The organism is Sinorhizobium psoraleae (genome assembly GCF_013283645.1).
GTDB classification, from domain to species: domain Bacteria; phylum Pseudomonadota; class Alphaproteobacteria; order Rhizobiales; family Rhizobiaceae; genus Sinorhizobium; species Sinorhizobium psoraleae.
In genome coordinates this window covers 387278-401649 of sequence record NZ_JABEKV010000001.1, presented here as the reverse complement: position 1 = coordinate 401649, position 14372 = coordinate 387278, and the positions used below count along the sequence as shown (strand labels likewise).

Below are 14372 nucleotides of genomic sequence, written 5' to 3'. Positions count from 1 at the left end.
CTACTCTGCCGCCTCCAGCTTGCCGCTGATGCGGCGCGATTGGCGGGCCTGCTCGTCGTAGTCGCGCTGCCAGTCGGACGGGCCGTTCGAGGGCGAGACCTGCACGGCGGTCACCTTGTATTCCGGGCAGTTGGTTGCCCAGTCGGAGAAGTCCGTCGTGATGACGTTGGCCTGCGTCGTCGGGTGATGGAAGGTGGTGTAGACCACGCCCGGTGCGACGCGGTCAGTGATCAGTGCCCTGAGCGTCGTCTCACCTGCACGGCTGGCAAGCCTGATCCAGTCGCCGTCGCGGATGCCGCGCTGCTCCGCATCGTGCGGATGGATTTCCAACCGGTCCTCGGCGTGCCAGACGACGTTCTCGGTACGCCGCGTCTGGGCGCCGACATTGTACTGGCTGAGGATGCGGCCGGTCGTCAGCAAGAGCGGGAAGCGCGGTCCGGTCTTCTCGTCAGTTGCCACATATTCGGTGCGGATGAACTTGCCCTTGCCGCGCACGAAACCGTCGACATGCATGATCGGCGAGCCTTCGGGATGCTTCTCGTTGCAAGGCCACTGCACCGAGCCCATCTTGTCGAGATAGTCGTAGGAGACCAGCGCGAAGCTCGGTGTCGTCGCGGCGATCTCATCCATGATCTCGGACGGATGGCGATAAGTCCAGTCGAGCCCCATCGCCTGGGCGAGCTTCTGCGTCACCTCCCAGTCGGCATAGCCGTTCTTCGGCGTCATGACGCGGCGAACGCGGTTGATGCGCCGCTCTGCATTGGTGAAGGTGCCGTCCTTTTCGAGGAAGGTCGAGCCGGGCAGGAAGACATGAGCGTAGTTGGCCGTCTCGTTGAGGAACAAGTCGTGCACGACGACGCATTCCATCGCGGCGAGCCCGGCGGCCACATGCTTGGTATCCGGATCCGACTGCAGGATGTCCTCGCCCTGGATGTAGAGAGCCTTGAAAGTGCCCTCCACGGCGGCGTCGAGCATGTTGGGAACGCGAAGACCCGGCTCGTTGTTGAGCGCCACGCCCCAGAGCTTTTCGAAAGTCTCGCGCGTCGCATCGTCGGAAATGTGCCGGTAGCCGGGCAGTTCATGCGGGAACGAGCCCATATCGCACGAGCCCTGCACGTTGTTCTGGCCGCGCAGCGGATTGACGCCCACGCCCGGCCGCCCGATGTTGCCGGTGACCATCGCCAGGTTCGCGATCGCCATCACCGTCGTCGAGCCTTGGCTGTGTTCGGTGACGCCGAGCCCGTAATAGATCGCGCCGTTGCCGCCGGTGGCGTAGAGACGGGCGGCGCCGCGGAGCAGTTCCGCCGGAACGCCGGTGTAGGCTTCTGTCGCTTCCGGGCTGTGGTAGGGTTCGGAGACGAAGGCTGCCCAGTCCTCGAATTCCGACCAGTCGCAGCGCTCGCGAATGAAGGCTTCGTTGGCGAGCCCCTCCGTGACGATGACATGCGCCAGCGCTGTCAGGATGGCGACGTTCGTGCCGGGCTTCAACGGCAGATGGTAGGATGCCTCGACATGGGCCGAGCGCACGAGATCGATCCGACGCGGATCGATGACGATCAGCTTGGCGCCCTCGCGCAACCGCTTCTTCAGCCGCGAGGCGAAGACCGGGTGACCGTCCGTCGGATTGGCGCCGATGATGACGGCGACGTCCGTGTGCTCGACGCTGTCGAAATCCTGCGTGCCCGCCGAGGTTCCGAAGGCCTGGCCGAGGCCATAGCCGGTCGGCGAATGGCAGACGCGGGCGCAGGTGTCGACATTGTTGTTGCCGAAGCCGGCGCGCACCAGCTTCTGCACCAGATAAGTCTCCTCATTGGTGCAGCGCGACGAGGTGATGCCGCCGACGGAATCGCGGCCGTACTGGTACTGGATACGGCGGAACTCGGAGGCGACATGCGCGAAAGCCTCTTCCCAGGTGACTTCACGCCAGGGGTCGGTGATCTTCTCGCGGATCATCGGATTGAGGATGCGATCCTTATGGCTCGAGTAGCCATAGGCGAAACGCCCCTTGACGCAGGAATGGCCCCGGTTTGCCTGGCCGTCCTTCCACGGCACCATGCGTACCAGTTCCTCGCCGCGCATTTCCGCCTTGAAGGAACAGCCGACGCCGCAATAGGCGCAGGTGGTCACAACCGAGTGCTCCGGCTGGCCGATCTCGATCACCGATTTCTCGGTGAGCGTCGCCGTCGGGCAGGCCTGGACGCAGGCGCCGCAGGAAACGCATTCGGACGAAACGAAATCCTCGTTCATGCCGGCCGCAACGCGTGAATCGAAGCCGCGTCCGCCGATCGTCAGCGCAAAGGTGCCCTGCACCTCCTCGCAGGCGCGGACACAGCGCGAGCAGACGATGCACTTGGCGGGATCGTAGGTGAAATAGGGATTCGATTCGTCCTTCGGCGCCCATTTGAGGTTGATCTCATCGCCATTGTTGCGCGCCTTGACGTGGTTGGAACCATCATAGCCGTAGCGCACGTCGCGCAGGCCTACGGCACCCGCCATGTCCTGCAGTTCGCAATCGCCGTTGGCAGCGCAGGTCAGGCAGTCGAGCGGGTGGTCGGAGATATAGAGCTCCATCACGCCGCGTCGGACATCCTTCAATCGCGGCGTCTGCGTCGAAACCACGATCCCCGGCGCCACCGGCGTTGTGCAGGAGGCCGGCATGCCGGCGCGTCCCTGGATTTCCACGAGACAGAGGCGGCAGGAGCCGAAGGCGTCCATCATGTCGGAGGCGCAGAGCTTCGGCACCTCGATGCCGGCTTCCATCGCCGCCCGCATGATCGAGGTGCCCTCCGGTACCGTGATCTCACGACCGTCGATGGTGAGCGTCACCTGCTTTTCGGATTTCGAAGCAGGAGTGCCGTAGTCGACTTCACGCACCATATTCATTGCACTGCTCCCATGCCGACCACACTGGGGGTCAATCGTTCTCGCGCTGCCTGCGCAGCAAATTCGATAAGCTCTAGCGGCAGGTCTTCGCAGAAGGCCGAGAAGGTCATACGACCGTCTTGGTCCCAATAAAACACTTCGAGCACTACGTGCGTTCCGCCACTAATTTGCTCGCTGACTTCAACATACATCCCATCGCGCTGTACATCGCTGCCGTGTGTGAGAAGAAAATGCCTTCCAGCGAACTCCATCATTCCGCCGCCTCCACCGCCGGCGCCGGCGAAAAATCGTCCGGGAAATGCGTCATGGCACTCATCACCGGATAGGGCGTGAAGCCGCCAAGCGCGCAGAGCGAACCGAATTTCATCGTGTTGCAGAGATCGGCGAGCAGGTCGCGGTTCTTCTGCGGCTCGATGCCCGCCGCGATCTTGTCCGCGACCTCGACCCCGCGTGTCGAGCCGATACGGCAGGGAGTGCACTTGCCGCAACTTTCGACCGCACAGAACTCCATGGCGAAGCGTGCCTGCTTCAGCATGTCGACGGTGTCGTCGAAGACAACTATGCCGGCATGGCCGATCAGGCCGTCCTTCGCCGCGAAGGCTTCGTAGTCGAACGGAGTGTCGAACAGCGCGCGCGGGAAATAGGCGCCGAGCGGACCGCCGACCTGGACCGCCTTGACCGGGCGGCCGCTCGCCGTGCCGCCACCGATGCGATCGACGATTTCGCCGAGCGGCAAGCCGAACGCCGTCTCGTAGAGGCCGCTATGCTTGACATTGCCGGCGATCTGGATCGGGATCGTGCCGCGCGACCGCCCCATGCCGAAGTCGCGGTAGAAGGCGGCGCCCTTATCCAGGATGATCGGCACGGACGCGAGCGAGATAACGTTGTTGATGACGGTCGGACGGTCGAACAGGCCCTTGTGCGCGGGAAGCGGCGGCTTGGCGCGAACGATACCGCGTTTGCCTTCGAGGCTGTTGAGGAGCGCCGTTTCCTCGCCGCAGACATAGGCGCCGGCACCGGTGCGAACCTCCATGTCGAAAGCGCGGCCGGATCCGAGCACCGACGGGCCGAGCACGCCGGCGGCGCGGGCGATCGCGATCGCCTCCGTCAGGACGGCGATCGCATGCGGATATTCGGAGCGCGTGTAGACATAACCCTTGGTCGCACCGGTGGCGATGCCGGCGATCGCCATGCCCTCGATCAATACGAAGGGGTCGCCCTCCATGATCATCCGGTCGGCAAAGGTGCCGCTGTCGCCCTCATCGGCATTGCAGACGATGTATTTGCGCGAACCCGCCGCATCGAGAACGGTCTTCCACTTGATCCCGGTCGGGAAGCCGGCACCGCCGCGCCCGCGAAGTCCGCTCTCGGTGACTTCCGCGACGATCGCCGCGGGCTGCATGGCGACCGCTTTTTCGAGACCACGCAGACCGCCATGGGCGCGATAGTCGTCGAGCGACAGCGGATCGACGATGCCGCAGCGGGCAAAGGTCAGCCGGGTCTGCTGTTTCAGGAACGGGATGTCCTCGGTCTTCCCGAGCGAGAGGGGGTGTTCGCCGCCGGACACAAGACCGGCATCGAGAAGCGAGGCGACGTCACCCGCCTTTACCGGCCCGTAGGCCACACGGCCCCCGGCGGTTTCGACTTCGACCAGCGGCTCCAGCCAGTGCATGCCGCGCGAACCGTTGCGGACGATGACGGCATCGAGCCCGCGCGCGGCGATCTCGTCCGCCATTGCCCTGGCCACCCGATCGGCGCCAAGCGCAAGCGCTGCGGCATCTCGCGGAACGTAAATCTTCACGGTCATCGGCGCGCCTCCGCGACCAGCGCGTCGAGCCCGGCGTCATCGACCCGGCCATGTACTTCGCCGTCGAGCATCGCCGACGGCGAGCAGGAACAGAGCCCGAGACAGTAGACAGGCTCAAGCGTCACGGCGCCGTCCGGCGTCGTCTCATGGAAATCGATCCCGAGCAGCACCTTGGCGCGTTCGGCAAGCCGGTCCCCGCCCATGGACTGGCAAGCTTCGGCGCGACAGAGCTTCAGCACATGGCGCCCGGCGGGATGATTGCGGAAGTCATGATAGAAGGTGACGACACCATAGACTTCGGCGCGCGACAGGTTGAGTTCGCGGGCGATCACCGGCAGGCACTCCTCAGGCACATAGCCGAACTCTTCCTGGATTTCATGCAGGATCGGAAGAAGTGGGCCTTCGAGCTCCTTGAGTTCGCCGACAATCTTCAGCGTTCGCTCGGTCACGTCTGCACGCGGCAGATGGATATTCACTAGGGGAGCCCTCCCGGCTCGCGGCGCGCTTCCCAAGGGGGCCTTCGACCCACGGCGGCAGGCGCACCGAATGTCTCAAAAACGGCTTGGACGAGGATCGGAGCCTCTTCGCTCCTCGCCCACAGTCCCTAAGCTTCGCGCTTAAGGCCGGGAGGGTCAATAACGCTGTCCCGTCGATCGATAGAAAAAATCTATCGATCGACGTTGCGCTCGCCAAGAATGCGCGCCTCATGCAGCAGCGCCGACACCAGCGGTGTGAAGGGTTCCCGGTACGTGGCAACCAGACCGACCGTGTGGCGGACATCCGGCTCAACGATTGGAACCATCCGGATATCTTCATGAAAACCGAATGATTTCGCGACGTTGAAAGGCATGATGCTGGCCCATCGCCCTGTGCGGACATGCGAGAAAAGCACGATCATCGAGTTCGATTCGAGCGTCGGAGCAGCAACAGCACCGGCCTCGGCAAAGTGTTGATTGATGATGCGCCGGTTCTGCATATCGGCCGTCAATAGACAAAGCCGAATGTTGCTAACTTCCTTCCAGGTCACGCTTTCGCGATCCGACAGGGGCGTACCGGCGGCGGTAACGAGGTGATATTGCTCGATTTGCAGCGGCACGCTGGTGACGCGACCAAGCGGCTCGTTCTCGAGATAGGTCAATCCGGCATCGATCTCGAGATTTTCGAGAAGCGCCAGGATCTGCAGCGAAGTGGTTGAAAGCACCGAAAATGTGACGTCCGGATGTTTCTCCTGGAATGGCGCCGTGATCATCGGCACCATGGAGAGCGTCGTCGGGATTGCTGCAAGCCGGATATGTCCCGACAGTCCCTTGCGCGCCGCCCGCATCTCCTCGCGCATGGTGCGGCTATCGCTGACGATGCGGCGCGCCCATTCGAGCACCCGCTGGCCTTCGGGCGTCAAGCCCTGGTAACGCGACCCGCGATTGACGAGCATGACGCCGAGCTGATCCTCGAGCTGGCGGATCGCCGCCGACAGCGTCGGTTGCGTCACGCCACATTCCTCCGCCGCCCTTCCGAAGTGTCGTTCGCGGGCGAGCGCGAGAAAGAACTCCAACTTGTCGATCATTCCTGGGCCTTTGAATCGCGATGATTGAAGTCGCCCTTAGCCTGGGCCTCTCCCGCACCTAGTGAGAGGGGCACTCGGCTAGTGCCTTTTCCCCGCGGAAAAGGTGCCGGCAGGCGGATGAGGGCACGTGGGCTGGAAACCGCGCATATTTTCCATCACCCCACTCTAGCAGACCAACTGTCCGCCGTTCACCTCAAGCACCTGACCGGTGATGTAGCCCGAAAGCGCATGCGACGCGAGGAAGAGATAGGCGGGGGCGCAATCCTCGGCGGTGCCGAGCCGCGCCAGCGGGATCGATTTGCGTGTCGCATCCAGCTTCTCTGGCGACGAATAGCGCTCATGGAAATCCGTCGCGATCGTGCCGGGGGAGACGCAATTGACGCGAATGCCCTCTGGCGCCAGTTCACGCGCCAGCGCCTTCGAATAGGTCGCGACGAAGGCCTTGGTGGCGGAATAAATCGACGAACCGGAGCTGCCGCCTGTCGACGCCGAGATCGACACGGTGTTGACGATCGCGGGATGCGTGCCCTTACGCAAGAGCGGCAGCATTGCCCGCGTCATCTCGACGACCGACGTCTGATTGAGCTGCACGACAGTGCGATAGTCATCGTCGGTCAGGTCGGCCGCGGGGAAGCGCCCGACCATCGTACCGGCATTGTTGACGAGGACATCGATGCTGTCGAACCGCTCCCGGACGGCATCGGCGAGGCTTTCGACACCACCGGCGGCGAGAAAATCGGCGGCGTAAAGAAATGCCCTGCCCTCCGTGGCGGCGAGTTCGAGAAAATCGTGATGTTCGCGGGCAATTGTCCTGCCCATGTGGACGAGGACGCGCGCGCCGCAATCGAGGAATTGCCGCGCGACCTCCAGCCCAATACCCCGGCCGCCGCCGGTCACCACCACGTTCGTGCCCTTGAACAAGGCCGGATGAAACATGCCTTCCCCCTCTGACCCACGATCCCCGACAGGACCAGTCCGGATCATCAGCGCGATCAACATTTATAAAGTTGGAGCAGAATGCAGGAGAAAAAAGCGCCTGAACGTCCTTCTCTCGCTCTGACAGACCAACAAGCTCGTCCATCCGTCGCCGGAATGCAACACGGCGCGACGGCGATTGCCGCGAAATCAATGTCCTAAAAAAACGCTGACTTCTGAAATTGCATGGCTTTCGTTTTTGCATATTATGAAAAAAAACGAAAACAGGGGAGCCGAAATGTATCTCAGCGGGCGGCAAGCGGAAATTCTGGAACTGGCAAAAACAGAGGGGCGCGTGCTCGTCGAGGAACTCGCCCAGCGTTTTTCGGTGACCCCGCAAACGATCCGCAAGGATCTCAACGACCTCTGCGATGCGAGGGTGCTGAACCGCATTCACGGCGGCGCCATCTTCCCGAGCGGCAAGGAGAACGTGAAATACGACGCGCGACGCCAGATCGCAGCGGGGGAAAAACAGGCGATCGGCCGCGCCGCCGCCGCCCTCATCCCCGACAACGCCTCGCTCTTCATCAATATCGGCACCACCACCGAAGCGGTTGGGGAAGCGCTGCTCGACCATAGGGAGTTGATGGTCATTACCAACAACATCAATGTTGCCAATAGGTTGCGTGTATTCCCCTCGATCGAGGTGGTGATCGCCGGCGGCGTCGTGCGCGGCTCCGACGGCGGCATCGTCGGCGAGGCCGCCGTCGACTTCATCAAGCAGTTCAAGGTCGATTTCGCCGTCATCGGAGCCTCCGCGATCGACCACGACGGGGCGCTTCTCGATTTCGACTTTCGCGAGGTGAAAGTCGCCCAGGCGATTATTGCCAATGCGCGCCACGTCATCCTCGTTTCGGACTCCACGAAATTCGAGCGAACCGCACCGGTCAGGATCGGCCACATCTCCCAGGTCCAGACTTTCATCACCGACCGCTGCATCATTGAAAACGTTCGGCAAATATGTGCCGAACAGGACGTCCGGCTGATCGAGACGGATGCCTCATCCGGGGCGCGTTTCTGACGCGCGGGATTCGGGAAACATTCGTTTGACATTCGAAATGTTTTCGTTTTAACTGATTTCACTTTCGCAGTTGCATCAATTTGTGCGTTGCGGAATGCGGAGGGGAAATACAGTGTTAGAGCAGGCAATCTTCGACGTCTTCGTCATAGGCGGCGGCATCAATGGATGCGGCATTGCACGTGATGCGGTCGGTCGTGGCTATTCCGTCGCACTGGCCGAAATGAAAGACTTCGCCTCCGGCACGTCCTCCGGCTCCACCAAGCTTATCCACGGCGGGCTGCGCTATCTCGAATATTACGAGTTCCGCCTTGTCCGCGAAGCGCTGATGGAGCGCGAGGTATTGTGGGCGATGGCGCCGCACGTCATCTGGCCGATGCGCTTCGTACTGCCCTTCCAAAAGGGCGGCTTGCGGCCCGCCTGGCTCATCCGCCTCGGCCTGTTCCTTTATGATCACATCGGCGGCCGCAAGCTTTTGCCCGCGACCCGCACGCTGGACATGACCCGCGACCCGGCGGGGGCGCCGCTGAAGCGGCTGTTCACCAAGGCATTCGAATATTCCGACGGCTGGGTCAACGATGCCCGTCTGGTCGTACTGAACGCGCGCGATGCGGCCGATCGTGGCGCGCAGGTCATGCCGCGCACGCGGGTCGTCTCGGCGCGCCGGAAGGACGGCCACTGGACGATCGAGACGGAAAACATGGTGACGGGCGGCCGCCAAAGCTTTCGCGCCCGCATGCTCGTCAACGCCACCGGCCCCTGGGTGGACCGGGTGCTTGCCGACACGATCGGCAAGAAGGACGTGCACAATGTCCGCCTGGTCCAGGGCAGCCATATCGTCGTGAGGAAGAAGTTCGACGATCCGCGCGCCTATTTCTTCCAGAACCCGGACGGGCGGATCATCTTCGCCATTCCTTACGAGAACGATTTCACGCTGATCGGAACGACCGACCACGACTTCATTGGTGATCCCGCCGGTGCGCGCATCAACGACGCCGAGATCGACTATCTCTGCAAGGCGGCGAGCGAATATTTCACCGATCCTGTAACGCGCGACGACATCGTCTGGACCTATTCCGCGGTGCGCCCATTGTTCGACGACGGCGCCAGCAAGGCGCAGGAGGCAACGCGCGACTACGTGCTTCGCCTTGACGGAGAAACCGGCCAGGCGCCGCTGCTGAACGTCTTCGGCGGCAAGCTCACGACCTACAGGCGCCTTGGCGAGTCGGCGCTCGAGAAGATCGGCGAGGCAATCGGCGTCAAGGGCAGCAAATGGACGGCCGGGTCGAGCCTGCCGGGTGGCGACTTCCCGGCTGCCGGCTACGATGCCGAGGTCGCCAGCCTCAAGGCGCGCTATCCTTTTCTTGCCGGCTCACATGCGCGCCGGCTCGTCCGGCTCTACGGCACGCGCGCGGCCAGGCTTCTCGGCAAGGCCGCGAGCGAGGCCGATCTCGGGCGGCGCTTCGGAGCAGACCTTTACGAAACCGAAGTCAATTGGCTGATCGAGCAGGAATGGGCGCGGCGCGCGGAGGACGTGCTGTGGCGCCGCACGAAGCTGGGACTGAAGCTTTCGCCGGCGGAAGCCGCGGAACTGGAGGAATATATGCAGGGCGCTGCAAACGCTGCAGCCTAGATCATGGTGATTTTGGTTGGAGCGGCCCAAGCGGGACGCGGGCGGAAAACCGAAACACTTTTCCTTATCCCGCTCTGATATCCTGCAATTGACACTGCCGATGGCTGGGTGGAACACCGGAGAATTCAATGCTTGAAATGAAGAACATATCCAAGGTCGTGGGCGGGGAGACGCACATCCACCCGACCGACCTTGTGCTGGAGAGGGGGTCGCTCAATGTGCTGCTCGGCCCCACGCTCTCCGGCAAGACGTCGCTGATGCGGCTGATGGCCGGTCTCGACAAGCCTGCCTCCGGTTCGCTTCGCCTCGATGGTGCCGACGTCACCGGTCTGCCGGTGCAGCAGCGCTCGGTTGCAATGGTGTATCAGCAGTTCATCAACTATCCGGCGATGACGGTCTACGACAACATCGCCTCGCCGATGCGCATCAAGGGCGCCGATAACGCCACCGTCGATCGGGAAGTGCGCAAGGCCGCCGAACTCCTGAAGCTCACCCCCTATCTCGACCGCACCCCCTTGAACCTTTCGGGCGGCCAGCAGCAACGCACCGCGCTTGCGCGCGCGATCGTCAAGAATGCCGATCTGGTGCTGCTCGACGAGCCGCTCGCCAATCTCGACTACAAGCTGCGCGAGGAACTGCGCGAGGAGCTGCCGAAGATTTTCGCCGCCTCCGGTGCGATCTTCGTCTACGCGACGACGGAACCGTCCGAGGCGCTGCTGCTCGGCGGCAACACAGCGACCTTGAGCGAGGGGCGCATCACCCAGTTCGGCCGCACCATCGATGTCTACCGCCGACCGGTCGATATCGTCACCGCGCGCACTTTTGCCGACCCGCCGCTGAATACGATCGAGCTTGTGAAAACCGGGGCGAGTTTTTCACTGGACGGCAAGCCCGTGCTTACCGTTCCAGCCCATCTTTCAGCCGTTCCCGATGGTCCCTGCACGGTTGCCTTCCAGCCGCACCACATTTCGTTCGATACGCCGAATGGAGGTGGCAACGCGCTTACCGTCAAGACGGCGATTTCCGAGATCGCGGGGTCGGAAAGCTTCATTCACGTCGGTTTCGCCGGCGCACGCTGGGTCATGCTCGCGCCCGGCGTTCACGACATCGAGCCGGACGCAATCCTCGAGGTCTTTGTCGACACCCGTCACCTGATGGCCTTCGGGCCGGACGGGCGGGCGATCGGCGGCACGGCCTGAGGAGGCGCTGGGAGGAAACCATGGCACGCATCAATCTGGAACATATCCGCCACGCCTACGGCGCCAAGCCGAAGTCGGAAGCCGACTACGCGCTGAGGGAAGTGCATCACGAATGGAACGACGGCGGCGCCTATGCGCTGCTTGGCCCTTCCGGCTGCGGCAAGACCACGCTGCTCAACATCATTTCCGGCCTCATCAATCCGTCGGAAGGCCGCATCCTTTTCGATGGCCAGGACGTGACGCATTTTTCCACCCAGGAACGCAACATCGCCCAGGTGTTCCAGTTCCCGGTGATCTACGACACGATGACGGTCTACGACAATCTCGCATTCCCGCTTCGCAACCGACACGTCCCGGAAGCCGAAGTCGACCGCCGCGTCAAGGAAATCATCGAGATGACCGGTCTCGGCGGCTGGGCGAAGAAGACCGCCCGCGGCTTGACCGCCGACCAGAAGCAAAAAATCTCGCTCGGCCGCGGCCTCGTTCGTTCCGATGTCAGCGCCATCCTCTTCGACGAACCGCTGACCGTCATCGATCCCGAAATGAAGTGGGTGCTGCGCTCGCAGATCAAGCGGTTGCACAAGCAGTTCGGCTTCACCATGGTCTATGTGACCCATGACCAGACTGAGGCGCTCACCTTCGCCGACAAGGTCGTCGTCATGTATGACGGCCAGATCGTCCAGATCGGCACGCCAGCTGAACTTTTCGAACGGCCGCGGCACACCTTCGTCGGCTATTTCATCGGCTCGCCGGGCATGAACGTGTTGCCGGCGAAGATCGCCGGCAACACGGCCGCGATCGGCAGCGAGAACATCGCGCTGAATTTCCTGCCGAAGATCAAGTCCGGCGCCAAGACCGAACTCGGCATCCGTCCGGAATTCGTCTCGCTCGGACGCGAAGGCATGCCGGTCGCAATCACCAAGGTCGAAGACATCGGCCGCCGCAAGATCGTCCGGGCGCGTTTCGCCGACCTGCCGATCTCGATCGTCCTCGACGAGGACGACGAAATCCCTGCCGAGCCGCGTGTCGCCTTCGATCCGAAGGCCATCAATATCTACGCCGATTCCTGGCGCGTCGGAGAGGAGGCCTGACCTATGGAAAAGACCTGGAACAACAAGGCCTGGTTCATGGTCCTGCCGGTGCTGGTGCTCGTCGCTTTCTCGGCGGTGATCCCGCTGATGACGGTCGTCAACTATTCGGTGCAGGACACTTTCGGCAACAACGAGTTCTTCTGGGCCGGCACCGACTGGTTCCTGGATGTGCTCGAATCCGACCGCTTTTGGGATGCGCTCACCCGCAACCTGATCTTCTCCGCGATCATTCTCGCGATCGAGATCCCCCTCGGCATCGTGATTGCGCTCAACATGCCAAAGAAGGGCATCGGCGTTCCGATCTGCCTGGTTCTCATGGCGCTGCCCCTGCTCATTCCGTGGAACGTCGTCGGCACCATCTGGCAGGTCTTCGGCCGCGTCGACATCGGCCTCCTCGGACGCACCCTCGCATCGCTCGGCATCAACTACAACTACGTGCAGAACCCGCTCGACGCCTGGGTGACGCTGATCATCATGGACGTCTGGCACTGGACGAGCCTCGTCGTGCTGCTCTGCTATGCCGGCCTCGTCTCGATACCGGACGCCTATTACCAGGCGGCCAAGATCGACGGCGCCTCACGCTGGTCCGTCTTCCGTTATATCCAGCTTCCGAAGATGAAGCGCGTGCTGCTCATCGCCTTCCTGCTGCGCTTCATGGATAGTTTCATGATCTATACCGAACCTTTCGTCGTCACCGGCGGCGGTCCGGGCAACTCGACGACCTTCCTGTCGATCGATCTCGTCAAGACGGCGATCGGCCAGTTCGACCTCGGCCCGGCCGCAGCCCTCTCGATCATCTACTTCCTCATCATCCTGCTGCTCTCGTGGATCTTCTACACCGTGATGACAACCAGCGACGCTCAGGGCTGAGAAAGGAGGGAGGACATTATGAAGACTCAAACGCAACCGATGTCACAACGCCTCTCCTGGCTAATCCCGACGATCTACATCGTCTTCCTGCTGCTGCCGATCTACTGGCTCGTCAATATGAGCTTCAAGGAGACGAGCGAGATTCTCAGCACCTTCTCGCTGTGGCCGCAGAATCCTACGCTTCGCAATTACACGGTGATCTTCACCGATCCCTCCTGGTACAACGGCTACATCAACTCGATCACCTACGTGGTAATGAACACGGTGATTTCGGTCGCCGTGGCGCTGCCGGCGGCCTATGCCTTTTCACGCTACCGCTTCCTCGGCGACAAGCACCTGTTCTTCTGGCTGCTGACGAACCGGATGGCGCCGCCGGCCGTGTTCGCGCTGCCCTTCTTCCAGCTCTATTCCGCCTTCGGCCTGATCGACACGCACATTGCGGTCGCGATTGCGCACTGCCTCTTCAACGTGCCGCTGGCGGTCTGGATCCTCGAAGGCTTCATGTCGGGTGTGCCGAAGGAGATCGACGAGACGGCCTATATCGACGGCTATTCCTTCCCGCGCTTCTTCATGAAGATCTTCGTACCGCTGATTGCCTCCGGCATCGGTGTCGCCGCCTTCTTCTGCTTCATGTTCTCCTGGGTCGAGCTGCTGATCGCCCGCACCCTGACGACTACCGACGCCAAGCCGATCGCCGCCACCATGACCCGCACCGTCTCGGCGTCCGGTCTCGACTGGGGTGTGCTTGCCGCCGCCGGTGTGCTGACGATCATCCCCGGCGCACTCGTGATCTATTTCGTTCGCAACTATATCGCCAAGGGCTTCGCCCTGGGGAGGGTCTGATGGAAACCGTCGCCACTCGCAAGAACCGCTGGCCCGTCGCACTTGCCGCCGTGCTCGTCGTCTATGCCGTAGTTGCGGGCCTGCTCGTTTCCGCCCTGCCGCTCAAGGACGGCCAGCGCGACTGGTTCGCCCCGCTGTTCCCCGGCGGCTGGATGGCCTGGTCCTTCCCGACCGCCATGTTCTTTCTGACGATCTTCGCGCTGCTGTCGCTGATGGCCGTCTGGGAATATGCCCGGCCCGGCGGCAATCCGCGCGTCGGCATTCTGCGCTTCGAGACGACGCGCGGCGACCGGCTCTTCGTGTCGCTGCTCGGATCCGCCTTCATTCATCTCGGCTGGCTGGGGCTCGTCGGCACAAACCTCTGGTGGGCGGTCGCGCTCTCGGTGGTCTATGCCATCGGCGTCTTCCGCTACGTCTGAGAACGAAATGAGGGGCGCATCGACGGCGCCCCTCGAAACTGCAATGAACTGCAATCGCAAAACCCAAGGG

General features: G+C 62.4%; 13 protein-coding genes. 7 read left to right on the top strand and 6 right to left on the bottom strand.

The features are described 5' to 3' along the window. From fdhF to ILFOPFJJ_RS01775, 6 genes are all read right to left on the bottom strand, one after another. The gene (fdhF, locus tag ILFOPFJJ_RS01800) at positions 1-2883 is read right to left on the bottom strand and encodes a formate dehydrogenase subunit alpha (RefSeq protein ID WP_173508873.1); all 2883 of its coding nucleotides are present in this window, start codon (positions 2881-2883) and stop codon (positions 1-3) included. Then, a complete protein-coding gene (locus ILFOPFJJ_RS01795; RefSeq protein WP_173508872.1) occupies positions 2880-3137 on the bottom strand; it encodes a hypothetical protein in 258 nt (85 codons plus the stop codon). The genes fdhF and ILFOPFJJ_RS01795 overlap by 4 nt, the downstream gene beginning before the upstream one ends. Further along, positions 3134-4690, bottom strand: coding sequence for a formate dehydrogenase beta subunit (locus ILFOPFJJ_RS01790; protein ID WP_173508871.1), 1557 nt, complete (start codon positions 4688-4690; stop codon positions 3134-3136). Before ILFOPFJJ_RS01790 ends, ILFOPFJJ_RS01795 begins: the two co-directional genes overlap by 4 nt. Further along, positions 4687-5166 carry a formate dehydrogenase subunit gamma gene (locus tag ILFOPFJJ_RS01785; protein ID WP_173508870.1) on the bottom strand — a complete coding sequence of 160 codons (480 nt, stop codon included), beginning with the start codon at positions 5164-5166 and terminating at the stop codon, positions 4687-4689. Before ILFOPFJJ_RS01785 ends, ILFOPFJJ_RS01790 begins: the two co-directional genes overlap by 4 nt. Positions 5167-5357: 191 nt before the next feature. Next, positions 5358-6254: a LysR family transcriptional regulator gene (locus tag ILFOPFJJ_RS01780; protein WP_173508869.1), complete on the bottom strand. Its 897-nt coding sequence runs from the start codon at positions 6252-6254 to the stop codon at positions 5358-5360. A gap of 165 nt (positions 6255-6419) precedes the next feature. Next, the gene (locus tag ILFOPFJJ_RS01775) at positions 6420-7190 is read right to left on the bottom strand and encodes an SDR family NAD(P)-dependent oxidoreductase (protein ID WP_173508868.1); all 771 of its coding nucleotides are present in this window, start codon (positions 7188-7190) and stop codon (positions 6420-6422) included. 277 nt (positions 7191-7467) lie between these two features. Between ILFOPFJJ_RS01775 and ILFOPFJJ_RS01770 the strand changes: the two genes are divergently transcribed. From ILFOPFJJ_RS01770 to ILFOPFJJ_RS01740, 7 genes are all read left to right on the top strand, one after another. After that, positions 7468-8250, top strand: coding sequence for a DeoR/GlpR family DNA-binding transcription regulator (locus ILFOPFJJ_RS01770; RefSeq protein ID WP_173508867.1), 783 nt, complete (start codon positions 7468-7470; stop codon positions 8248-8250). A 112-nt stretch (positions 8251-8362) separates the two neighbouring features. Then, on the top strand, positions 8363-9880 hold the full coding sequence (gene glpD, locus ILFOPFJJ_RS01765; protein ID WP_173508866.1) for a glycerol-3-phosphate dehydrogenase: 1518 nt from the start codon (positions 8363-8365) through the stop codon (positions 9878-9880). A 128-nt stretch (positions 9881-10008) separates the two neighbouring features. Continuing rightward, a complete protein-coding gene (locus ILFOPFJJ_RS01760; RefSeq protein WP_173508865.1) occupies positions 10009-11079 on the top strand; it encodes an ABC transporter ATP-binding protein in 1071 nt (356 codons plus the stop codon). Between the two features lie 20 nt (positions 11080-11099). Continuing rightward, positions 11100-12170, top strand: coding sequence for an ABC transporter ATP-binding protein (locus tag ILFOPFJJ_RS01755; protein ID WP_173508864.1), 1071 nt, complete (start codon positions 11100-11102; stop codon positions 12168-12170). A gap of 3 nt (positions 12171-12173) precedes the next feature. Continuing rightward, positions 12174-13040 carry a carbohydrate ABC transporter permease gene (locus ILFOPFJJ_RS01750; protein WP_173508863.1) on the top strand — a complete coding sequence of 289 codons (867 nt, stop codon included), beginning with the start codon at positions 12174-12176 and terminating at the stop codon, positions 13038-13040. 18 nt (positions 13041-13058) lie between these two features. Next, a complete protein-coding gene (locus ILFOPFJJ_RS01745) occupies positions 13059-13883 on the top strand; it encodes a carbohydrate ABC transporter permease (protein ID WP_173508862.1) in 825 nt (274 codons plus the stop codon). Further along, positions 13883-14302, top strand: coding sequence for a DUF2160 domain-containing protein (locus ILFOPFJJ_RS01740; RefSeq protein WP_173508861.1), 420 nt, complete (start codon positions 13883-13885; stop codon positions 14300-14302). Before ILFOPFJJ_RS01745 ends, ILFOPFJJ_RS01740 begins: the two co-directional genes overlap by 1 nt. Positions 14303-14372 lie beyond the last annotated feature (70 nt).

What these genes read in the sequence shown, in the direction of transcription:
- fdhF (WP_173508873.1), bottom strand. Translation starts at nt 2,883, where the DNA reads ATGAATATGGTGCGTGAAGTCGACTACGGCACTCCTGCTTCGAAATCC.
- ILFOPFJJ_RS01795 (WP_173508872.1), bottom strand. Translation starts at nt 3,137, where the DNA reads ATGATGGAGTTCGCTGGAAGGCATTTTCTTCTCACACACGGCAGCGAT.
- ILFOPFJJ_RS01790 (WP_173508871.1), bottom strand. Translation starts at nt 4,690, where the DNA reads ATGACCGTGAAGATTTACGTTCCGCGAGATGCCGCAGCGCTTGCGCTT.
- ILFOPFJJ_RS01780 (WP_173508869.1), bottom strand. Translation starts at nt 6,254, where the DNA reads ATGATCGACAAGTTGGAGTTCTTTCTCGCGCTCGCCCGCGAACGACAC.
- ILFOPFJJ_RS01775 (WP_173508868.1), bottom strand. Translation starts at nt 7,190, where the DNA reads ATGTTTCATCCGGCCTTGTTCAAGGGCACGAACGTGGTGGTGACCGGC.
- ILFOPFJJ_RS01770 (WP_173508867.1), top strand. Translation starts at nt 7,468, where the DNA reads ATGTATCTCAGCGGGCGGCAAGCGGAAATTCTGGAACTGGCAAAAACA.
- ILFOPFJJ_RS01760 (WP_173508865.1), top strand. Translation starts at nt 10,009, where the DNA reads ATGCTTGAAATGAAGAACATATCCAAGGTCGTGGGCGGGGAGACGCAC.
- ILFOPFJJ_RS01755 (WP_173508864.1), top strand. Translation starts at nt 11,100, where the DNA reads ATGGCACGCATCAATCTGGAACATATCCGCCACGCCTACGGCGCCAAG.
- ILFOPFJJ_RS01750 (WP_173508863.1), top strand. Translation starts at nt 12,174, where the DNA reads ATGGAAAAGACCTGGAACAACAAGGCCTGGTTCATGGTCCTGCCGGTG.
- ILFOPFJJ_RS01745 (WP_173508862.1), top strand. Translation starts at nt 13,059, where the DNA reads ATGAAGACTCAAACGCAACCGATGTCACAACGCCTCTCCTGGCTAATC.
- ILFOPFJJ_RS01740 (WP_173508861.1), top strand. Translation starts at nt 13,883, where the DNA reads ATGGAAACCGTCGCCACTCGCAAGAACCGCTGGCCCGTCGCACTTGCC.